General features: G+C 60.8%; 15 protein-coding genes and 1 pseudogene. 5 read left to right on the top strand and 11 right to left on the bottom strand.

The features are described 5' to 3' along the window. Positions 1 to 161: 161 nt before the first annotated feature. Positions 162 to 1,595 (bottom strand): glycoside hydrolase family 1 protein, encoded by a 1,434-nt coding sequence (locus LA321_RS14855; protein ID WP_042071591.1) that lies wholly within the window; start codon positions 1,593 to 1,595, stop codon positions 162 to 164. A 157-nt stretch (positions 1,596 to 1,752) separates the two neighbouring features. On the opposite strand from LA321_RS14855, the gene LA321_RS14850 reads away from it, so the two are divergent. Then, a complete protein-coding gene (locus LA321_RS14850) occupies positions 1,753 to 2,670 on the top strand; it encodes a LysR family transcriptional regulator (RefSeq protein WP_042071592.1) in 918 nt (305 codons plus the stop codon). Positions 2,671 to 2,792: 122 nt separating this feature from the next. On the opposite strand, the gene metE is transcribed toward LA321_RS14850, so the two are convergent. Next, positions 2,793 to 5,072, bottom strand: a complete 2,280-nt coding sequence (gene metE, locus LA321_RS14845) for a 5-methyltetrahydropteroyltriglutamate--homocysteine S-methyltransferase (protein ID WP_042071595.1) — start codon at positions 5,070 to 5,072, stop codon at positions 2,793 to 2,795. A 184-nt stretch (positions 5,073 to 5,256) separates the two neighbouring features. Between metE and LA321_RS14840 the strand changes: the two genes are divergently transcribed. Beyond that, positions 5,257 to 6,171 carry a LysR substrate-binding domain-containing protein gene (locus LA321_RS14840; RefSeq protein ID WP_026458462.1) on the top strand — a complete coding sequence of 305 codons (915 nt, stop codon included), beginning with the start codon at positions 5,257 to 5,259 and terminating at the stop codon, positions 6,169 to 6,171. Between the two features lie 79 nt (positions 6,172 to 6,250). Here the strand turns inward: LA321_RS14840 and LA321_RS14835 are convergent, their stop codons facing one another. From LA321_RS14835 to LA321_RS14800, 8 genes and pseudogenes are all read right to left on the bottom strand, one after another. Beyond that, positions 6,251 to 7,054, bottom strand: coding sequence for a siderophore ferric iron reductase (locus LA321_RS14835; protein WP_042071597.1), 804 nt, complete (start codon positions 7,052 to 7,054; stop codon positions 6,251 to 6,253). Between the two features lie 104 nt (positions 7,055 to 7,158). Continuing rightward, positions 7,159 to 9,294: a TonB-dependent siderophore receptor gene (locus tag LA321_RS14830; RefSeq protein ID WP_042071599.1), complete on the bottom strand. Its 2,136-nt coding sequence runs from the start codon at positions 9,292 to 9,294 to the stop codon at positions 7,159 to 7,161. 272 nt (positions 9,295 to 9,566) lie between these two features. Further along, complete coding sequence (locus LA321_RS14825) at positions 9,567 to 10,445, bottom strand: AraC family transcriptional regulator (RefSeq protein WP_042071601.1); 879 nt, start codon at positions 10,443 to 10,445, stop codon at positions 9,567 to 9,569. A gap of 200 nt (positions 10,446 to 10,645) precedes the next feature. Further along, positions 10,646 to 11,200 carry a VOC family protein gene (locus LA321_RS14820; protein WP_042071604.1) on the bottom strand — a complete coding sequence of 185 codons (555 nt, stop codon included), beginning with the start codon at positions 11,198 to 11,200 and terminating at the stop codon, positions 10,646 to 10,648. Next, positions 11,194 to 11,958, bottom strand: a complete 765-nt coding sequence (locus tag LA321_RS14815) for a hypothetical protein (RefSeq protein ID WP_042071606.1) — start codon at positions 11,956 to 11,958, stop codon at positions 11,194 to 11,196. The genes LA321_RS14820 and LA321_RS14815 overlap by 7 nt, the downstream gene beginning before the upstream one ends. Positions 11,959 to 12,136: 178 nt before the next feature. Next, positions 12,137 to 12,862: an oxygen-insensitive NADPH nitroreductase gene (gene nfsA / locus LA321_RS14810; RefSeq protein WP_042071608.1), complete on the bottom strand. Its 726-nt coding sequence runs from the start codon at positions 12,860 to 12,862 to the stop codon at positions 12,137 to 12,139. Positions 12,863 to 12,934: 72 nt separating this feature from the next. Beyond that, the gene (locus LA321_RS14805) at positions 12,935 to 14,500 is read right to left on the bottom strand and encodes an AbgT family transporter (RefSeq protein WP_026457802.1); all 1,566 of its coding nucleotides are present in this window, start codon (positions 14,498 to 14,500) and stop codon (positions 12,935 to 12,937) included. Positions 14,501 to 14,640: 140 nt separating this feature from the next. Next, a pseudogene (locus tag LA321_RS14800) lies at positions 14,641 to 16,597 on the bottom strand (putative bifunctional diguanylate cyclase/phosphodiesterase). An 840-nt stretch (positions 16,598 to 17,437) separates the two neighbouring features. On the opposite strand from LA321_RS14800, the gene LA321_RS14795 reads away from it, so the two are divergent. The 3 genes from LA321_RS14795 to LA321_RS14785 are packed head-to-tail and all read left to right on the top strand — an operon-like array spanning position 17,438 to position 19,890. Further along, entirely contained in the window at positions 17,438 to 18,376 is a 939-nt protein-coding gene (locus LA321_RS14795) for a LysR family transcriptional regulator (RefSeq protein WP_042028948.1), read from the top strand. A 54-nt stretch (positions 18,377 to 18,430) separates the two neighbouring features. After that, the gene (locus tag LA321_RS14790; protein ID WP_042071611.1) at positions 18,431 to 19,450 is read left to right on the top strand and encodes a response regulator; all 1,020 of its coding nucleotides are present in this window, start codon (positions 18,431 to 18,433) and stop codon (positions 19,448 to 19,450) included. An 8-nt stretch (positions 19,451 to 19,458) separates the two neighbouring features. Then, positions 19,459 to 19,890 carry a PAS domain-containing protein gene (locus LA321_RS14785; RefSeq protein WP_042071613.1) on the top strand — a complete coding sequence of 144 codons (432 nt, stop codon included), beginning with the start codon at positions 19,459 to 19,461 and terminating at the stop codon, positions 19,888 to 19,890. A 66-nt stretch (positions 19,891 to 19,956) separates the two neighbouring features. Here LA321_RS14785 and ltaE read toward each other — a convergent pair whose 3' ends face one another. Continuing rightward, a complete protein-coding gene (gene ltaE, locus LA321_RS14780; protein WP_042071615.1) occupies positions 19,957 to 20,973 on the bottom strand; it encodes a low-specificity L-threonine aldolase in 1,017 nt (338 codons plus the stop codon). Positions 20,974 to 21,014: the final 41 nt, after the last annotated feature.

Below are 21,014 nucleotides of genomic sequence, written 5' to 3'. Positions count from 1 at the left end.
AGATAATAGCAGGGGTCAACGGCTTTGGCAGGACAAAAATCAGCGCCGGACGCAAACAGAAGGGAGAAAGAGGAGAGAGGCGATGAGGGCGCCACATTGATCAGTAAACGGGACCGGGCTGCCGCCCGATCCCGCGCAAGAGGGATCACCGCGATGGTGAGTTAGAGCTGCTTGCCCTGGCTCGCGATGACCGACTGATACCAGAAGAAGCTGTCCTTCTTGAGGCGGCGCAGGGAGCCCCCCTGCTCGTCCCGCTCCACATAAACGAAGCCGTAGCGCTTCTGGTAACCGTTGAGCCAGCTCAGGATGTCGGTGAACGACCAGGCGCAATAGCCCAGCAGCTCGACCCCGTCCTGCAGCGCCTCCTGGCACGCCTTGACGTGGCTGCGCAGATAGTCGATGCGGTAGTCGTCGTGCACCCTGTCCCCTGCCGCCAGCTTGTCGAACTCGCCGAGGCCGTTCTCGGTGATCATCAGCGGCAGACCGTAGCGGGAGGAGAGCCGGCGCAGGGCGATGCGCATCCCGGTCGGGTCGATGGCCCAGTCCCAGTTGCTGGTCTCCAGGTGCGGGTTGGGGGCCGTCTTGTAGAGGCCGGGAATGCCGCTTGGCGGCGTAGTGCCCTTCTTGCCCGTGGTGTTGATGCGCTGCATCGTCTGGCCGCCGAGGGGGTTGTCGGTATAGGTCAGGGTGTAGTAGTAGTTGACGCCTATGTAGTCGGGGGTTCCTTCCCGCAACAGCTCGAGATCGCCCGGCAGGATCTCCGGCGCTTCGCCGGTTTCCCGCAGGTAGGCGAGCGCCGCCTGGGGGTAGCGGCCGAAGCAGTAGGCATCCAGCCACCAGAGGTTGGTGAACTCCTCGGCATTCTCGTAAGCCAGCATGTCTTTGGGGTCGCACGAGGCCGGATAGGCGGGAGAATAGGCAAAGCTTGGGCCGATCAGCCCCCCCGGCACGTGCTGGCGAAATGCCTTGATGACTCGGGCGTTGGCCAGAAACGCGATGTGGTTGGCGGCAAAGAAGCGCTTGCGATCCTGCACTGCAGGCGGATGGGTGCCGAGCTGATAGGCGTTGGTCAGGTTGTAGTTCTGTTCGTTGAGCGACACCCAGTACTTCACCTTGCCGGCAAAGCGCTGATAGAGGGTCACGCAGTAGCGCTCGAAATCGGCGATGATCCGCCTGTCTTCCCAGCCGCCGTATTCGTCCTGCAGCGCCTGGGGCAGGTCCCAGTGATAGAGGGTGAGCACCGGTTCAATCTGGTGGGCCAGTAAGGTATCGATGAGTTTTTCATAGAAGGCGAGCCCCGCCTCGTTCACCTCGCCGCGGCCGGTCGGGTAGATGCGCGGCCAGCTCACCGAGAAGCGATAGGCCTTGAGCCCCATCTCGGCCATCAGCGCCACGTCCTCCTCCATGCGGTGGTAGTGATCCACCGCCACGTCGCCGTTGCTGCCCTCAAAGGTCTTGCCCGGCAGCTTGGTGAACAGATCCCACACCGAGGGCCCCTTGCCATCGGCGTCCCAGCCCCCTTCCACCTGATAGGCGGCGGAGGCGGCGCCCCACAGAAAATCTTTCGGGAAGTCGTTGAACTTGTGGTGATGCATCTGGGGTTGCTCCTTCTGCGGCGGTGGCGCTGGCCACCTTGATCGCACCGACTGGCGGTGCCCAATGGAATTGGCATTAGCATCGAACAGTTCTAAAATTCCGTCCAATGACAAATTTAACCATTCAACATTCCAAACAGGAATCACAGGAGCCGACATGGAGCTGCGGGATCTGAAGGCCTTCGTCACCCTGGGGGAGGTACTGCACTTCGGTCAGGCGGCGGTGCGCCAGCACGTCACCCAGTCGGCGCTGAGCAAGCAGATCCGCCGGCTGGAAGAGGAGCTGGGCGGCGAGCTGTTCGAGCGCAATGCAAGCAGCACCCGTCTCACCGTGCTGGGGCGCGCCCTCTATGAGGATGCCCGCGCCCTGGTGGCGGCCAGCGAGCAGCTAGCACGCAACGCCCGCGACGTGCTGGCCGGCAACAGCGGCACCCTGCGCATCGGCTTCGGGGTCGCCACCAAGCTGCTGGTGCCCGCCGCCATCGCGCAATTTCGGGCCGAACGCCCCCAGGTGACCATAGAGCTCAACGATCTCTCTACCCACCATCAGTTGCTGGCCCTGAGCGAGGGCAAGCTGGATCTCGGCTTTTGCCGCCTGCCCGCCCCCAAGGGGTGGCCGTGCCTGCCGGTGGTGCAGGCCCACTTTGTCGCCGTGCTGCCCGCGAACTACGCCGGCGTGAGCAAGCTGGCTGATCTGGTGGACAAACCGCTGGCCATTCTGCGCCGGGACAAGGCCCCCTCGTTTTACGATCACCTGATGCACTATCTGGCCCAGAGCGGGCTGCGTTTTCGCGATATCCAGTACGTCAACGACTTTGCCGCCGGCGTCGCCACCGCCGCTGCCGACATCGCCTGGACCCTGGTCCCCTCCTCCACCACCATAGAGCACCCGGATGTGCTGACCCTGCCGCTGACCGAGGGGGAAGCCTGCTGGACCATTGGCCTTATCCGCCCACCCCACAGCAAGGGGCCGCTGATCGACGCCTTCTGGCAGACGGTCAGCACCCTCACCACAGGAATCGGCGCCGCACAGTCAGCGTTGCCGGGGTCAGATCAGGGCTTGTCAGAATCCTGACTGCCCACAACAACCAAAACAGAGGGAAGGCCGTGGCCTTCCCTCTCTCTTGCGTCGCTATCAGGGCTGTCGGTTCAGACCGATGGCCTGCGTGTGTTGTTTGGCCGGAAAAGTCCTGTAGCTCAGGCCAGCTCGGCGCGCAGCGCCCGGGTCGCCTCCACCATCACGCTGAGGGCGGCGGTGGTCTCTTCCCAACCGCGGGTCTTGAGGCCGCAGTCCGGGTTGACCCAGAGCCGCTCGGCCGGGATCTGCTTGGCGGCCTTGCGGATCAGATCCTCAATCCAACCCTGGCTCGGCACGTTGGGCGAGTGGATATCATAGACCCCCGGGCCAATCTCGTTGGGGTAGTTGAAGCGCTCGAACGCTCCCAAAAGCTGCATCTGGCTGCGGCTGGTCTCGATGGTGATGACGTCTGCGTCCAGCGCGGCCACCGCCTCTATGATGAGGTTGAAGTCGCTGTAACACATGTGGGTGTGGATCTGGGTGCTGTCCACCACAGGGCTCGCGCTCAGGCGGAAGGCACGCACCGCCCAGTCGAGGTAGGCCTGGTGATCCTGCTTGCGCAGGGGCAAGCCTTCACGGATCGCCGGCTCATCGATCTGGATGATCTTGATGCCGGCGGCTTCCAGATCCGCCACCTCGTCACGAATGGCCAGACCGATCTGCAGGGCGGACTGCTCGCGGCTCACGTCTTCCCGCGGGAAGGACCAGCAGAGGATGGTCACGGGACCGGTCAGCATCCCCTTCACCGGCTTGTCGGTCAGGCTCTGGGCAAACTTGGTCCATTCGAGCGTCATGGGGGTCGGACGGTCGATGTCACGGGTGATCACCGGCGGCTTGACGCAGCGGGAGCCATAGCTCTGTACCCAGCCGAAGCGGGTGATGGCAAAGCCGTCCAGCAGCTCACCGAAGTACTCCACCATGTCGTTGCGCTCGGCCTCGCCGTGCACCAGCACGTCCAGCCCGATGGCCTCCTGGCGCTCGATGGCATCCTTGATCTGGGCCTGAATGCCCGCCTCGTAGGCGCCATCGTCGATGCGACCGGCCCGCCAATCCTGGCGCAGCACGCGGATCTCCGGGGTCTGCGGGAAGGAGCCGATGGTGGTGGTGGGCAACAGTGGCAGCTTGAGCTCTGCGCGCTGAACCTCTGTCCGCACCGGATAGGGGTTGTGGCGATCAAAATCGCTGTTGGTGAGGCTTGCCAGACGCGACTGCACCGCCTTCTTGTGCACCCGGCTGTCGGACTCCCGAGCGATGATGGGCTGGCTGTAGGCCGTGATCTTGTCCAGATCCCCGCCATCCGGCTCTTTGTTATCCAAATAAGCAGAGAGCAACCCCAGCTCGTAGCACTTCTGCAGGGCGAAGGCGAACCAGCTGCGGGTCTGGGGGTCCAGCTCCTGCTCCAGGGTGAGATCCACCGGGCTGTGCAACAGGGAGCAGGATGATGCCACCCAGAGCTGCTCGCCATATTTCTCCTTGAGGGCCTTGAGGGTCGGGGCCAGCTTGAGCAAGTTGGCACGCCAGACGTTGCGGCCATTGATGACGCCAGCCGAAATGACCCACTGGGCCGGCAGATAGGGCAGCAGAGTCTGCAGTTGCTCGGGGGCCGCCACCAGATCCAGGTGCAGGCCGTCTACTTTCAGGCTAGTGATGATGTCGCGCTGATGGGCCACAGACCCGAAGTAGGTGGTGAGCAACAGCTTGCAGGGGCCGGCGAGGCGCTCATACGCCTTGAGATAGGCCAGTCGCCACTCGTCCGGCAGATCCAGCGCCAGCGCCGGTTCGTCTATTTGTACCCACTCCACGCCCTGGGACGCCAGCTTGGCCAGAATTTCCTGGTAGACGATGAGCAGGCGATCCAGCAGCTCGAGGCGGGAGAAACCGCTCTCCTTCTCCTTGCCAAGCCAGAGGTAGGAGACGGGGCCCAGCAGCACCGCCTTGACCGGCAGCCCCAGGGCTTTGGCCTCCTCCACCTCGTCAAACAGCTGGCTCCAGCCCAGCTTGAAGCGCTGGTCGCGGCTGAACTCGGGCACCAGATAGTGGTAGTTGGTGTTGAACCACTTGGTCATCTCGGCGGCAGCGGCAGCGGGACCGGTCGGCGCACGGCCACGGGCGACCCGGAACAGGGTATCGAGATCGGTGTCGCCGTGACGGTGACGGGCCGGTACCGCATCCACCAGCAGGCTGGTGCCGAGCACCTGGTCGTACCAGGCGAAATCGCCCACCGGCAGCAGGTTGACCCCGGCGCTGCGTTGGGCCTGCCAGTGACGCTCACGCAGGCTCTTGCCCACGGCGATGAGATCGCTCTGGCTGGTTTCGCCACGCCAGTAGGATTCGAGGGCAAATTTCAGCTCGCGCTTGGCGCCGATGCGGGGGAAACCCAGGGTGTGTGCTCGGGTCATAAATCCAATTCCTTATGCTCGTTCATCTGATGGGAAACTGGATGATTTGGCCATCCAGATGTTTACACATCCAAAATGACAAGATAAGGTGGCGTTGGCTATTGAATCCTTTTCAACTGCTTCTCAAGAAATCCTCAACTGACACGCAAGCGCATCCTCAGTCGATGCCACAAGGAGCCATGTCATGGCGCTGCCAAGCAATTCAAGCATCGAGATCAAACACTTGAAGACGGTGACGGCACTGGCCGAGCAAGGGTCGCTGGCCGGGGCGGCGCTCACCCTCAACCTCACCCAGTCGGCCCTCTCCCACCAGTTGAAGGAGCTGGAAACCCGTCTCAATCTGGAGCTGTTTTTGCGAAAGAGCCGACCCCTGGTGTTGACGGCGGCGGGCAACCAGCTGCTGACCCTGGCCCGTCAGGTGCTGCCCGCCCTGGCCCAGACCGAGAAGCAGCTACAGGCCCTGCACAGCGGTGATGCCGGTCGCCTGCACCTGGCGCTCGATTGCCACAGCTGCATCCAGTGGCTGCTGCCGCTCTTGCCGGACTTTCGCCGCCAGTGGCCAGGGGTGGATCTGGAGGTGGAGTCGGTGCCGGGCTTCGATGCCCTGGCCGCCCTGCTCGGCGGCCAACTCGATCTGCTGCTCACCTCGGACGTGCAGGCCCGCGGCGATCTTCATTTCGAACCGCTGTTCGCCTTCGATCTCACCCTGGTGATGGCACCGGATCACCCGCTCTGTCGGCAAGCGTGCATCGCGCCAGAGGATCTTCGCCAGGAGGTGTTGCTGGTCTACCCGGTGGAGCGCACCCGGATGGATGTGTTCAGCCGCTTCCTGCAACCGGCCGGGGTGGAGCCCGCCCGCTGCAAGCCGGTGGACAACACCTCGGTCATGTTGCAGATGGCTGCCGCCGGGCTGGGTGTCGCCGCCCTGCCGCGCTGGGCCAGCGAGGAGTTTGTCCGCCAGGGGCTGCTCGAAACACGGCCACTCGGGGATGGCGTACGCCGCCATATGTATGGCGCGGTGCGCGCCGCCGATCGGGATCAGGCCTGTCTGCAGAGCCTGTTTGCCCGCATTCGCAGCAAGATGGGCGATCAGAAATAGACATAACAAGGCCGCCATAATGGCGGCCTATATCGGAAACAGGTGTTTGCCAGAGGCAAGGCGAGCCAAGCGGCTATGACTATGGCTCAGCCTGCACCTCTGCATGTGCACAGACACTCTTGTCATGCTGGCGCCGCGGGCAGTTGCCGCAGAGCGCGCCATCGCGGCGCTTGTAGTGCAGGCAGCAGCGCTGGCGCACATAACCGACAAAGCCGGCCTCTGGCGGCCAGGGCGCCGGCTGCCAGCCCGTTAGATGCTCTGCCGGCAGGCCGCAGGCGGCAAGCCAGTGCGGCGCATGGGTCGCCACCTCGGCGGGGCTTACCTCGTCAAAGAACGCGGGCACCCGCACCAGTGCCGCCAGCAGATCATCGGCCAGGAGCGGGCGCACGAAACCGGGCCGCAACCGTTGTACCCCGCCAAGCAGCGCAAGCAGTGCCTGCCAGTGCACCTGCAACCGTGTGCCCGCAGCCTCGATCAGGGTCTCTGTCTCCCCCTTGATCATGGGCGCCACCGGCAGGGTCATGCCACTGACCAGTCCCTCCCGATAGTCCAGTTCCAGCTTATCCAGCGCAGGCACGGCCCCCTGGCGATAGACGGCCACCATGGCCAGATAGATGGACTGCCAGCTGAGCATGCTCCAGCTGCGGGTCAGCCAGTAAGCTGGCCCCGCCTCCGGATGTACCTGTTGCCAGTAGGCGTGAAGCTCGGCCGCCACCCGGGCAGGCGCCATCGGCGAGGATGACGTCAGCAGAGCGCTCCCCTCCGCCTCCCGAATGCGTCCCGTCAGCGACGGGATAAGCTTGGCGGCGGCCGCAAACAGGGCCCGATGCTCCGCCGCTATCTCATCCCGAGGCGCTCCCCGCAGTGCTTCCAGAGTAGGCATGGCGAGCACAGTGCGCCCCCCATCAGCCCCGGTCGGATAACGCGGGGCTGATGGAGCATAAGAGGGTGCGCTGGCAAGCCCCGGACGATCTCCGGGGCGCAGGGTCAGAATGCGTATTTGAGTCGAGCCTCCAGGTTGCGCTCGGCCCCGAACCAGCAGTTGTTCCGGTCGTAGCAGGAGTAGTATGTCTTGTCGAACAGATTGCTGGCGACGAGGGAGGCTTCCACCCCCTTGAAACGCTGGCTGAGGTGCGCCAGATCATAAGAAGCACTCATGTCCATCAGCAGGTAATCAGGCACTGTGCCGCTGTTGTCGGCATCGAGCTGGGCCTTGCCCACATAACGCAAGCCGGCCCCCAGCCACAGACCCCGCTCGAAGCGATAGTTGCTCCACAAGGAGGCGGTCTGCTCGGGCACCCAGACCGGCGTTTTGCCCTGCAGGCTCGTGGTATCGCGGGTGATCTCCATATCGAGGCGAGTGTAATTGAGCGCCAGATCAAGCTGGCTGGTGAGATCGACCCTCCCCTCCAGCTCGACGCCGCGGGAGACCATCTCCCCGGTCTGCAGCATGGGGCCGTAGAGGTTGTCCGGATCCGTCACCAGCGCGTGCTGCTTGGTGATGTGGAACACCGAGACGGTCGCCGTCTTGCTCATGTCATCGGAGAGGTACTTGACGCCCCCCTCCCACTGCTGGCCGGTGGCCGGCTCAAACGCCTTGCCATGCTTGTCCGCCCCCGATACCGGCTCGAAACTCTCGGCATAGCTCGCATAGGGGGAGAAACCGCCGTCCAGCTCGTAGAGGGCGCCTAGACGGAAAGAGAGATTGTTCTGATCCACGGTGGCCAGGGTATGGCTCGCCGCCCCCTGATAGAGGGAGTGGCTATCAGTGTCCATCCGGTAGCTGTCGTAGCGCGCACCACCAATCACCACCAGTCGCTCGAGGCGCAGCTGATCCTGCAGATAGAGACCGCTCTGGTGCTGGCGGATCACCTTCTTGTCCTGATAGTTGAACGTTGGCTGCACCGAGGCCAGCCGGTTGTGGTTCGGGGCGAAGATGTCGATGGCGGGCGCCGAATAGTCCAGGGTATCCCGGTAAAGCACGTGGGCATCCAGATACTGGTAGTCGACCCCGAGCAGCAGGTTGTGCTGGGCGGCGCCGGTTTGTACCCTGCCCGCCAGCTGGTTGTCGATGACAAAGCCGCGGGAGTCTTCATCCGTCAGATAGGCGTTGCGGGTCAGGGTGCGGTGATCCGTCTCCAGCGCCCCGTTGTAGGTGTTGCGCTGATCGGCCGAGGCATCCATATAGCGGGCATTTTGCAGCAGCTGCCAGCGGTCGTTGAAGTCGTGGCTCAGCTTGTAGCCCAGCAGTGTCACCTCCCGACTGTAGTGGTTCCACTGCTCGTCCCCCAGGAAGGTGTCACTGCCAAGCTGGCCCATGGGATTGGCCTCCACCGAGCCGCTGGCCGGTACCGTCGTGTAGATGCCCGCCGCCGGGTCCCGCTGGTAGTAGAGATTCAGGTTGAGCAGGGTGCGCTCGCCCAGCTGCCAGTCCAGCGATGGCGCAAAGACGTAGCGCTCCTCCTGTGAGGTCACCGCCTGCCCCTCTTTCTGGCGGGCCAGCCCTACCATACGGTAGGCGAGGGTCTCGCTGATGGCCCCCGTGCTGTCGAGGCTCATCTCCTTGAGATTGCCCGTGCCTGTGGCGACGTTCACACTGTGGCTTGCCTCGCGCTGGGGGCGCTTGGCGATAAGGTTGACCATGCCGCCGGGGGGCATACTGCCATAAAGCACCGAGGTTGGCCCCTTGAACACCTCCAGCTGCTCGATGGCCACCGGATCTATCTGGGGTTGCAGGTTCCACTCGTTGTACTGCAGTAGCAGGCCATCGTAGAAATTCTGGTAGTTGTCAAAGCCGCGGATGTTGAACAGATCCAGCCGGTTGACGGCGCCACCGCGCAGCTCGGTGTTGACGCCGGGCACATAGCGCAGCGCCTCGCTCACCGAACTGGCTCCCCGCTGTTCCAGCGTCTCGCCGTCCACCACCGAGATGGCCTGGGGTGTCTCGATAGGGTCGAGCCGGGTCTTGGTCGCTGTGTTGCGATAAGTCTGACCGAGCACGGTCAGGGTCTCATCGGCCTGCGCCTCCTGCGAACGCTGGGCAGGGGCGGCCAGCACGGAACCGGTCAACAGGGTGGAAATGGTCGCGGCGACCACGGTCAATGTAGGGCGAACAAATTGCATCTGATCCTCGACTGCCTAATGCGCGTTAATAGTAACAAATCTCATTTGCATTTTATTGCGCTAATTGGTCCCGAAATTAACAATTTGGGGCATGTTGGCAGGCAAGGCGGTGAAAAACAGACAAAAAAGCCTCAACCGAAAACCCTTCGTGTCGAGTGAAAATGGCTTTGAATTCAAATGAATATCTAATCAGGTAAGAGGCAATGGGTAGATGATCAGTGCCCACCAGGACGGCGGCTCGCTCCCAGACAGCCCCCTCGAGCACTTTGTGATCAGCGCGGTGAGATGGGCAACCAGTACTCCATGCTGGCATCCGGCTGCTGGCCGTCGAACCCGACGCCATAGCGCTCCAGCTCGAACCCGTCCAACCCGCGATAACTGGAAGATGGCAGCCAGTGCAGAATGAACCAGTTGAGGCTCTGCCCTAACTGGCTGATAGGGCCCACGTGGGTGAGTACCGCATAGGTCTGGGGCGGGATCGCCAGATCTGTGAGTCCCGGCGCAGATTCACTCCCCTCCTCCTCTGCCACACAAGCCCAGTAGGGCAAAATGACGCCCGCCGCCGAGACATCCACGACACCGATCAGCTCCCTTGCCCTCTCCAGCGCACCGGTATCTCGCAAGGCCCGCCAGATGGCGGGCACCGTCTGCTGAAAATCGGGCGCCTCGGCAAACAGACCGCTGATCTGCCCCCTGATCCCATGCAGGGTGAAACCAGGCCTGCTCTCTATTCGCAACTGCACCAGCTTGGGGGGACTTGCAACCGCCATCGCTGCCCTCACCAGCGGGGTACGCAGCCCCAGTCTCAGTCCCCGCTTGCGATAGGCCAGCGGTGAGCAGCCAAACTGCTGCTTGAAGGCGCGGCTAAAACTCACCTCGGAGCCAAAACCGTAGCAAAGCGCCAGATCCAGCACTCGTTGCCGTCCCGACAACAGCGCCTCCGCCGCCAGGCTCAACTTTAGCTCGCGCACATAGCTGGCCACCGTCAGCCCGGTTTCGTGCAAAAACATCCGCTGCAGTTGCCAGCGCGACCAGCAGCTCTGTTCCGCCAGCTGTTCCAGCGACAAGGATTCATCCAGATGGGAGTGGATGTAGTCGAGCACCCGTTCAATTCGGGTGAAGTGGTACGGGACGGGGTGTGGCGAGGACATGATGCTGGAAACTCACTCCGTGATGGCAGCATGAGGGTCATTTGCGGTGGGAGACTCCCGGCAGGGCGCCAGTGTGGCACAAGGTATGCCACAAGGCACCCACCCCATCGGGATAGATGGTATTCGCTTGCCAGCCGTAATAAAGTGCAGCGCTCTGCCTGGCTGGCAATCTTGCTCACGATTCCACGGGGTAAGGCTAATTACGCCCGGGAGAAATAATCGGCGGGAACGAGCACCACGGCGCCGGTGGCCACCTCTTCGGCGATCACTTCGGCCAAGGAGCGCAGGTGGAATTTGATCTGCCCCGACGGCAGCATCAGGCCTATGTCCGGGTTGCGCTCATCCATCATATTGCCGGTCTTGAACGGCAACGTCGGGTACAGCTCCACCAAGGCGGCCAGCGAAGGCACCACCAGCTCGATATGTTCAAGCCCCGCCTGGTGGCTGCGCCCCGGTTTGGGGGCTGCCAGCTCGATGCAGGGCACTTCGACATCCCCTACCCTGACAGGCTGATTCAAGCGATAGGTCGCGATGGGGCGCCCACCAATCATCCCCTCCACCAGCAGCTCCCCCGCTCCTGCCAGTACCTCGCACAGAGACTGGTATTCGGACAAATTGGCGGCACGGTAGCAGAGGTGATCGATATGGGGAGCTGTCATGTTGACGCCAAGGGCGGCCAGTTCGGTCAACAGCTGAGAAACAAATGGGGCCATTGGCCCCAGTGTGGAATCGAGTGGGTGAGACATGGTTACCATTTCTTCTTGGGCTGGAACAGGACATCGAGCTCGTCGGTCTCCCTGTCCTTGATGTTTTGCAGATCCTGGGCGCTGTTTTGCTGCTGCAACTCATCCAGAGCCATGAGCCCCTGACGCATATCCTCTTCCCGCGCCAGCAGATAAGGATCCTTGTCGCTCACCCCCGCCATCACGGACAGTCCCTTGGTATAGAGCTGGCGACAGGTACCGTACTGGCCCTGGATCTGGGCATCCATCGCCCGCTTGACCAGGTTGGAGATATTGATCTTGAGCTGCATCAGCTCAAGGCGGCGATCTTCCTGGGCAAATCCTTGCGGATCTATCTTGCCCTTGTTGTGTTCGACCCGCAGCAGGGCGCGCATCTTCTTGACCAGTTGCAGCATCTGGATCGCCTGGCGATCCGACTCCGGTGTCTTGAAGTGCCCTTCATCCTGACTGCTGTAATTCTCCTGCACGTTCTTGATCTGGGTCTGCACATCGGCAATCCGCTGCTTGACCTGGGTATTGGGCATCAACAGGGCAATGGCGCGGTAGGCGTCGAGAATGCGGTGTTGCAGCAGCAGCACCATGTTTTTGGAGAAAGGCACCAGATTGACGTTGAGCAGGACCTCTTCGGTCTCGTCGGCCACCGTCTTGTGTCTGGCAACGGCATTGCGCTTGTCCGCTTCTGCCTTCTGCTTATATTGCTGCACCACGTTATAGGCGATGACCAAAAACAGGAGCGCGCCAATAGACAGCAATACCAAAGTGATAATCATAGGATGTCCAAACCCCTGTCCCAATCCAATTGCGTGATCCTACAACAGCTTACCTACTTAAGGTAGCCTGCAGAGCCCCCGTGTCCACGATTTGTCATCAAGCTGTGTCCCCGGTCTCAGGGCAGGATCTGGGGGCTGGCCGAAATGGCCACCCCCTTAGTATCGCCCAGCGCGATGATTACTTGAGATTAAAGCCCCGGGATTGCAGGAACCCCAGCATGAAGGGGCGGGACTCCTTGCCCAGAATGGCGCGGATCTGGCTGCTCCAGGTCTGCTGCTTGTTATTGCTGCTGCGCGCCTGGTAGTAGGCCAGGATCTGCTCGTCGTATTGTGCCAGCAAATCGCGATCCAGCGTCTGTTGGTAGCGATCCTGATGCACCACCAGCGCCTTTGGCAAACGGGGCTTCTGCTCCGGCTGCTGGGCAGGATGGCCCAAACAGAGACCAAACAACGGGATCACCTGATGAGGCAACCCCAGGAGTTCGCTCACCTCGACCGGATGGTTGCGAATACCGCCGATATAGACACCGCCCAAGCCCAGGGACTGGGCAGCCAGCAGGGCATTTTGCGCCATCAGGGCGCCATCGATGGCACCGATAAGCAACTGCTCCGCGTAGCCGGTTCTGGCATCGGGCACGATCTGGGTATGGCGATAGTAGTCGGCGCAGAACACCAGAAACTCGGCGGCTTGGGCCACATAAGGCTGGTTGCCGGCAAGCTCAACCAACCGGGTGCGCGCCTGCGGCTCTGTCACCCTGATAATGCTGGTCACCTGCAGAAAACTCGAGCTGGCGGCTGATTGCGCGGCGGCGAGGATGGCATCCAGCTGCTCGGGCGCTATCGGCTCGGCGCTGAACTGGCGAATGGAACGATGGGACAGGATGAGATCGATGGTCGGATTCATGGCACCTCCAAAATGAGGTAACACCATAACCAAAAAAACGAGGGAGCCCAAGGCTCCCTCGCACTCACCCCATCAAGGGGCCGGATAGACATAGGGGGCCTGCAACCCGAGAGGGAAGCCCAGCGCCCAGTAGACCAGCAGGAAGATGGTCCAGCTCACCAGGAAGGCCAGGGAGTATGGCAGCATCATGGAGACCAGGGTCCCGATACCTGTGCTCTTCACATAGCGCTGGCAATAGACCACCACCAGCGGGAAGAAGACCATCAGGGGTGTGATGATGTTGGAGGCTGAATCCCCTACCCGGTACGCCGCCTGAGTCAGCTCGGGGGAGATCCCGACAGCCATCAGCATGGGCACCAGGATCGGGCTGATCAGCGCCCATTTGGCGGAAGCCGAGCCCACCACCAGGTTGACGGTGGCAGTAAGCAGGATCATCCCGACGATGGTCACTTCACCCGGCAGCGCCAGAGCGTGCAGCACTTCGGCACCGGAGAGGGCCAGCAGGGTGCCCAGGTTGGAATCACCAAACGCCTTGATGAAGAGCGCACAGAAGAAGGCCATCACCATGTAGGAGCCCATCTTATTCATGGTGGCCGACATGGCATCGATCACGTCCTTGCCGCTCTTGAAGGTACCGGCCACGAAGCCGTAGACGATACCGGGCAGGATGAACAACAGGAAGATGAGCGGCACGATGGACTTCATCACGGGGGCGGCGAAGGTGGTCAGCGAGCCGTCTGCGGCACGCAGGGGGGAATCCGCCGGCGAGAGCGCCAGGGCCAGCAGCGCGATGGCCGCCAGCATGGCAAATCCGGCCCAGTTGAAAGCGCGGCTCTCTTGCGCACTGTAGCGTCCCATCTCGTCGGCACTCTCCAGATCGTCGTTGAGGGGAACGTGCTTGAGGCGCGGCTCAACGATCTTCTCGGTGACAAACCAGCCGACACAGATGATCAGCAGGGAGGAGGCCCCGGTGAAGATGATGTTGCACAGGGTGTTGACCATGTATTCGGGGTCAAGCAGCTGGGCGGCAGACTGGGTGAAACCCTGCAGCAGGGCGTCGCCACCGGAGGGCAGGAAGTTGGCGGCAAAACCACCGGACACGCCGGCAAACGCCGCCGCAATCCCCGCCAGCGGATGACGACCGGCAGCGTGGAAAATGATGCCGCCGATGGGGATCACCAGCACATAACCCGCATCAGCAGCGGTATGGCTGACGATGGCCACCAGGATCAGCATGGGGGTCAGGAAGCGCGCCGGCGTGACCTTGAGCAGCTTCTTGAGCCCGGTGTTGATGAAGCCGGACTGTTCGGCCACCCCGACCCCCAGCATGGCGACCAGCACGATGCCAAGGGGGGCAAAGCCGGTGAAGGTAGTGACCATGCTGGAGAGGAACTCGGCAAGGCCGGCTCCGGTCAGCAGGTTGTTGACGACCACGGCTTCGCCGGTGCGGGGATTGACCAAATCAAACTGGAATTGCGACAACACCCAGGATCCGACCCAGACGATCAGCAGGGCATACAGAAACAGCATGGCGGGGTCGGGTAATTTGTTCCCGGCTTTCTCGACACCATTCAGGAAGCGGTTCAACCAGCCGTTGGATTGATTACCCGGGCTGGCATGGACTTCGGCTTGACTCATTATTGCGGTACTCCTTTCCCATGAAATGAGGCCGCATGCTAGCAATCTCTGCTAAAAAGTCCTATGACGCACAGCAAAAAAGTGCACTAAATTGCGAAAAAACTAACATTATAAACTGCGAAAACACGATTCACAGCGCATTAATTAATCAGCGAAGCAATTCCCACCAATGGGTAGCTCCCCATTTGACACTCAACCGTGAAGTCGCTCGCTTCCACTTCGGCCACTGTCTGGGGCTTGCTGAACAGATAGCCCTGGAAGGCATGACACCCCTGTGCCTTCAAGGCTGCCAGTTCGTGCGGCTCTTCCACCCCTTCGGCCATGATCCCCAGTCCCAGGCTGGTGGCCATGGCGGTGGTGGCCCGGATCACCGGCAAATTGAGACCCACCACAAAGGAGCGATCCAGCTTGATGGTGTCGATGGGAAGCCGGTTCAGGTAGGCAAGGGACGAGTAGCCTGTGCCAAAGTCATCGATGGCGATCTTGATCCCCTGCTCGCTCAAGGCATCCAGGATGTCGAGGCATCCTTTCATGTCGAGCATCAGTACCGTCTCCGTCAGCTCCAGCGTCAATAGCGAAGGCTCGACCCCGTGCAGTGCGAGCTGCTGGGCCACCTGTTCCGGCAAGGCGGCAGAGAGCTGGAAACCCGAAAGATTGACCGAGACAGGCACCCGCTTGTGGAACTGTCGTTGCCAAGATGCCATCTGGGCCAGCGCCGTGGTGAGCACCCAGCTGCCAATCTCGCGGATCAGCCCCATCTCCTCGGCCAGGGGGATGAACTCAATAGGAGAGACATGGCCCAGTACCGGGCTGTGCCAGCGCAGCAGCGCCTCATAACCGGTCAGACGACCTTTCGCCACATCAACCTGGGGCTGGTAACTGAGGCTCAGCTCCTGGCGGCCGATGGCCTTGGCCAGAAACTGCTTGAGATTGAGCTTGCGTTGCAAGGGTCTGCTGCATGCTGGGAGTAAAGCGCTGCCAGCGCAGCCGCCCCATCTGCTTGGCCTGATACATGGCCATATCGGCCCGGGTGATGAGATTGTCGCCATCGTCGGCATCATCCGGATAGATGGCGATGCCGATGCTCCCCCCTATGGTCACCTCGGGCAAACCGTTGAGCTGCAGGGGCCTTGTCATCTGGGAGAGCATCAGATCGGCTACCTCCTGGGCCCGATCGGCCTGACCGCCCAGAGGCACCAGCGCGGTAAACTCGTCCCCGCCGAGACGGGCCAGCTCCACATCCCGCGGGCAGATCTGCCTGAGCCTGCCCGCCACCCGTTCCAGCAGGCGATCGCCGGCCTTGTGGCCATAGTTGTCGTTGACCAGCTTGAAGTTGTCCAGATCCATGAACACCAGCGCGAAACGCTCCCCCAGCCCGCAGTAGGCCTCCAGGGACTTCATCAGACCATAGCGATTGAGCAGGCCGGTCAGGGAGTCATGCCAGGCCAGGTGGCGATGTTCCAGCTCCTCAAGCTTGCGGTCGGTAATATCCCGCATGGTGAGCAGGATCCGCGCCCCCTGCTGGATATAGCGGAATTGAAACTGGAACCAGCGCATCCCCTTGAGGGTGCGGCACTCCCCTTCCGTGACCACTTCATCAAGGCGGGAGAGCTTCTGGTAAAAGCTGTCATCGTTGCCGGGAAAGATCTGGGCAAGCTGTTCGATGCTGCGGCCAAAGCACATCTCGAAGTGATAGTTGCCGCTCTCGAAGCTGCCCTGGCTGTCAAACAGGCAGGCCAGCGTATCCCCGGTCGCGAGGGAAGACTCCTGATAGAGGGAATCGGAGTCCAGTACCGCCTCGGTCATCATCATCAGACGACCCGCCAGCCGGATACCGGAAAGACGCAGATAGATCTGCTTTTTGACCCCCTTGGGAGAGAGGGTCCACCACTCGTTGTAGCTGCGCCCCTGCTTGAAATCCCCCAGGTAGCGCTGCAACAGGAGATCGATGGCGGTAGCCATGTCGGCAGAAAAATCGCGAGCGCGAAGCTCATCCAGGGAAGTTGCTTCCCAGACCGGCAGCGCGGCGTTGTTGGCCCAGAAAATATGGTGATGCTCGATGTCATAGACCCAGATGGGGGTATGCAGAACATCCATCGTTTTCAGTAACCGTTCGTCAAGGGTATTCATCTGGTCAAGGTCATTCATACTGGATGATCACTGGTTAACCGAACAACAGACAACGCACACTGCCATCTGTCGAATGCCGGGTGCACATAATTTGTGCCCACATTTGATCAAGATGGCCTCGAGCAGAAAATACCATTTCAGATATCGGCAACGGATGGCGATATGCTGAAACGACAATAGGACTCAGCCAAGAACCTGGTTATTACAGGTTAATTGCAATATCGATTTTTATCTTTTTTTATCAGCAAAAACAACCACTAAGAGTGAGCCAGCTGACACTGTTTGAAACAATTTGGTACTTTTTTAAAGATATTTTCAATTGACAAACTGTTGAATTCAAAAATTTCCTGTCAATTTATGCCGCCAACTTTCCATTAATTAACCAATTGGCTGGACAAAGTGGCAAAAAAAACGGCAATACGGTTAATATCCGTTCCTTAAGCAGTTTCTGATATACCACTCTGCTACTTTGCGACCAGTTACCAGCCAAACTTGAAATATATGATCACCATCACATATAGGGCGTTCATAAATCCATCACCTTAGAACAAATGCTCACGGTGTTGAGTGCCATCAAGATCCCGTGCAGGTGCGAATACCAGCGACGTTGAAACCAGACACCTCCTCGCTGTTCCGGTTAAACAAGTGGCAAAAAGTGTCTCGAACAAGTCTGCGCGCGGGTGCAGCACAGTTATAAAAGAGGTTTCAGCAGAAATAGAACCCAGATCAATTAAACGCTGAATTGCGCTTGCCAAGGGCAAAGGCTCTTTCTATGGTGACCCCCTTGTTACACCCAGAACAGCGTTTATGAAACACATCGAAGAGTTCTACCTGTTCGTCAAGGTGGTGCAAGAAGGGGGATTCTCCCACGCGGCAGCCGCACTGGACATGCCAACAGGCACCATCAGTCGACGCATCTCCCAACTGGAAGAGCACCTTGGTTACCCCCTGCTCCATCGCTCTACCCGCAAGCTTCGGCTCACTGACGAAGGGCTCAGGTACTATGAGCGCCTGTGCACTCCCCTCGCCCAGATCGAGCAGGCCACCAGCGAGATCCAGGGCAAGGAGGAAGAGATCACCGGCCAGATCCGGGTGGCGGCCCCCGTGGCCATCTCCAATACCATACTGGTCGACATGCTGGCCGAATTCGGGCTGCGTTACCCCGAGGTGCAGTTCGAGATCACCCAGACCAATGATCACCAGCACCTGTTCGACAACGATCGGGATCTGGTGTTCTTCAACGGCGAACTGCCCCAATCCTTGCCCAACGCCCTCTGCCTTGGTCATATCGAGTACGGCCTGTTTGCCTCCCCCCTCTATCTGGCCAAGAAGGGCACCCCCGCCCATCCCAACCAGCTGGAAGAGCACGATCTCATCTACTGCTGGCCCCATCAGCATTGGCAGCTGACCGACAAGGATGGCCAGCACGTTTGCATCAAGCGTCCGGCCAGGTTGACGGTCAACCAGACCCAGGCAGCCGTCAGGGCGGCCAGACGGCATCTTGGGATCGTCAATGCCCCGCTGCACTACGTGGCCAGTTTTCTCCACGATGAGCAGCTGGTGCCGGTACTGCCCGACTGGCAAACCGGCAACCGGCCCCTCTACATGCTGCACTGCCAACATCAGTTCGCCCCGCTGCGTGTTAACATGTTTGCAGAATTTGTTGAAAAATACTCGGCACGCTATCGCAACCGGCAGTGGGACAATCAATTTTCACAGGCAAATGCCCTCCCCCATTGCATCTGAGCGTTAGCGGGCAACACTAATAGCAATACTTGCCAACAGAGCCTGCCACGCACCATGAATGTATTGATATGTGATGACTCGGGGTTTGCCCGCAAACAGCTGGCGCGGGCACTCCCCGCCGACTGGAACGTCAACCTGCACTACGCCGCCAACGGTCTTGAAGGGATAGAGCAGGTATTGATGGGACATGGAGATCTCATCTTCCTCGATCTCACCATGCCGGAGATGGATGGCTATGGCGTGCTGGAGACCCTTCAACGGGAGGGGCTTCGCAGCAAGGTGATCGTGGTCTCCGGCGATATCCAGCCCGAAGCCTACCAGAAGGTCATGGGTCTGGATGCCCTCGATTTCATCAAAAAGCCCGCATCGCCGGAAACCCTGTGCGCCCTGCTCAAGCAACATGGCTTCTGGCATAGCGCCCCCAGCGGTCAGCCCGTCGCAGCAACACAGCCCGAGAGCGAGCTGGCCGATGCCGGCGTCAAGATCACCCCGGAGATCCGCGACGTCTATCAGGAGCTCGCCAACGTATCCATGGGCCAGGCCGCCGATCTGCTGGCCCGGCTGCTCAACGCCTTCGTGGTGCTCCCCATTCCCAACGTCAACGTGCTGGAGGTCTCCGAGCTGCACATGGCCCTCTCGGCCGCAGCCGATTCGGATACTCTCTCCGCCGTCTGCCAGGGCTTTATCGGGGCCGGGATCGCAGGTGAAGCCCTGCTCCTGTTCCACGACTCCAGCTTCAAGGATCTGGCGCGCCTGATGAATCACCAGGGGGTGCTGGATCGCACCGCCGAGCTGGAGCTGCTGATGGATACCGCCAACGTGCTGATCGGCGCCTTTTTGCGCGGTTACGCCAGCCAGCTCGATACCCCCTTCAGCCAGGGCCACCCCGTGGTACTCGGCCAACACAGGCCCATCAACGAGCTCATCAACACCAACAAGAGCCGCTGGCGCCGAACCCTGGCCATCGAGATCAACTACCGGATCCAGGACTACGCGGTGCAGTGTGATCTGCTGCTGCTGTTTACCGAAGATTCCATCGCCACCATGAACAACAAAATCATGCACATGCTCTAGGAGTGACTATGGAGATCCGTGAATTTCATTGGCTGATGAACATAGTCCAGAACCTGGACGTCGGCCTGGTAGTGCTCGACAAGGAGTACAAGGTACAGGTGTGGAACGGCTTCATGGAGAGCCACAGCGGCCGGTTGGCGGGTGAGGTGCGCGATGGCGTGTTGTTCGACCTCTTCCCCGATGTGGACAGAGCCTGGTTCGAGCGCAAGGCCAACATGGTGTTCAAGCTCAACAACCGGGCCTTCAGCACCTGGGAGCAGAAGCCCTATCTGCTGCGCTTCTCCAACTACCGCCCCATCACGGGCTCGGCCCCCCATATGTTCCAGAACCTGACCCTGGTGCCGCTGGCGGATTTTGGCGGCCAGGTGACCCATATCGCCGTGATGATCTACGACGCCACCGACGAAGCCATGCTGATGACAGGGCAGCGCCAGGGCTGATGCCACCTCAATCGACATACAAAACAATCAGGGCGCCGCGGCGCCCTGATTGTTTATCCATGCTTTTCACGCCCCCAGATATTCGGTAAAGGCGTCGATCACCTCTTCGATATCGTCATCATTGATCTGCAGATGGGTCACCAACCGCAGCTCACCGTAGCCGGAGAAGAGGATCCCACGCTCCTTCATAAAGGCAAGGAGCGCCTGAGACTCCCCGTTTTTGAGGCGCAGGAACACCATGTTGCTCTGCACCTGGGCAAGATCCAGCTCGATACCGGGCAAGGCGGCCAGCCCTTCGGCCAGACGACGGGCACGGCGGTGATCATCAGCCAGCCGGTGCACATGCTGCTCCAGGGCGAACAGCCCGGCCTGAGCCAGGATCCCGGCCTGGCGCATGCCGCCCCCCAGCATCTTGCGCAGCCGTCTGGCGCGGGCGATAAACGCCTGCTCTCCGACCAGCAAGGAGCCCACCGGCGCCCCCAGCCCCTTGGAGAGGCAGATCGAAATGCTGTCAAACGGCGCGGCCAGCGTGTCGACCTGGGTCTCGCTGGCGATGGCGGCATTGAACAGGCGGGCTCCGTCCAGATGGAGCTTCAATCCCCGCTCGGCGACAAAGGCGCCCATCTGCTGCAAATAGGAAAGCGGCAAGACCTTGCCATTGTGGGTATTTTCGAGACAGATGAGCCGGGTCTGGACAAAATGGGCATCGTCGGGTGCCAGCGCCCCCTCGATATCCGCCAGCGCCAGGGTACCATCCGGCTGCATAGGCAGAGGTTGCAACGCGACCGACCCCAGCACGGCGCTCCCCTGAGCCTCGTAACGATAGATGTGGGCTGCGCTCCCCAAAATGGCCCCTTCGCCGCGCTGGCAGTGGCTCATCACCGCCAGCAGGTTGGACATGGTGCCGGAGGGCACAAACAGCGCCGCCTGCTTGCCCAGCAAACGGGCACCATAGGCCTCCAGTGCATTGACGCTCGGATCCTCACCATAGACATCATCGCCAACGTCGGCATGAAGCATGACCTGGCGCATGGCGTCGGTGGGCTGGGTAACCGTATCACTTCGTAAATCGATATAGCGCATGAGATCCCTCCTAGGCAGAGGGATGACGGTAGCCATGCCAC

This window comes from Aeromonas enteropelogenes (assembly GCF_020097295.1).
In the GTDB taxonomy this organism is placed as follows: Bacteria; Pseudomonadota; Gammaproteobacteria; order Enterobacterales; family Aeromonadaceae; genus Aeromonas; species Aeromonas enteropelogenes.
Note: the sequence above shows the minus strand (reverse complement) of the source record. Positions and strands in the feature narration are given on the sequence as shown.

Excerpts from the sequence above, each read along its gene's own strand:
- ltaE (WP_042071615.1), bottom strand. The coding sequence starts at position 20,973 with ATGCGCTATATCGATTTACGAAGTGATACGGTTACCCAGCCCACCGAC.
- LA321_RS14785 (WP_042071613.1), top strand. The coding sequence starts at position 19,459 with ATGGAGATCCGTGAATTTCATTGGCTGATGAACATAGTCCAGAACCTG.
- metE (WP_042071595.1), bottom strand. The coding sequence starts at position 5,072 with ATGACCCGAGCACACACCCTGGGTTTCCCCCGCATCGGCGCCAAGCGC.
- nfsA (WP_042071608.1), bottom strand. The coding sequence starts at position 12,862 with ATGAATCCGACCATCGATCTCATCCTGTCCCATCGTTCCATTCGCCAG.
- LA321_RS14825 (WP_042071601.1), bottom strand. The coding sequence starts at position 10,445 with ATGTCCTCGCCACACCCCGTCCCGTACCACTTCACCCGAATTGAACGG.
- LA321_RS14815 (WP_042071606.1), bottom strand. The coding sequence starts at position 11,958 with ATGATTATCACTTTGGTATTGCTGTCTATTGGCGCGCTCCTGTTTTTG.
- LA321_RS14805 (WP_026457802.1), bottom strand. The coding sequence starts at position 14,500 with ATGAGTCAAGCCGAAGTCCATGCCAGCCCGGGTAATCAATCCAACGGC.
- LA321_RS14830 (WP_042071599.1), bottom strand. The coding sequence starts at position 9,294 with ATGCAATTTGTTCGCCCTACATTGACCGTGGTCGCCGCGACCATTTCC.
- LA321_RS14790 (WP_042071611.1), top strand. The coding sequence starts at position 18,431 with ATGAATGTATTGATATGTGATGACTCGGGGTTTGCCCGCAAACAGCTG.
- LA321_RS14840 (WP_026458462.1), top strand. The coding sequence starts at position 5,257 with ATGGCGCTGCCAAGCAATTCAAGCATCGAGATCAAACACTTGAAGACG.
- LA321_RS14820 (WP_042071604.1), bottom strand. The coding sequence starts at position 11,200 with ATGGTAACCATGTCTCACCCACTCGATTCCACACTGGGGCCAATGGCC.
- LA321_RS14855 (WP_042071591.1), bottom strand. The coding sequence starts at position 1,595 with ATGCATCACCACAAGTTCAACGACTTCCCGAAAGATTTTCTGTGGGGC.
- LA321_RS14835 (WP_042071597.1), bottom strand. The coding sequence starts at position 7,054 with ATGCCTACTCTGGAAGCACTGCGGGGAGCGCCTCGGGATGAGATAGCG.
- LA321_RS14795 (WP_042028948.1), top strand. The coding sequence starts at position 17,438 with ATGAAACACATCGAAGAGTTCTACCTGTTCGTCAAGGTGGTGCAAGAA.
- LA321_RS14850 (WP_042071592.1), top strand. The coding sequence starts at position 1,753 with ATGGAGCTGCGGGATCTGAAGGCCTTCGTCACCCTGGGGGAGGTACTG.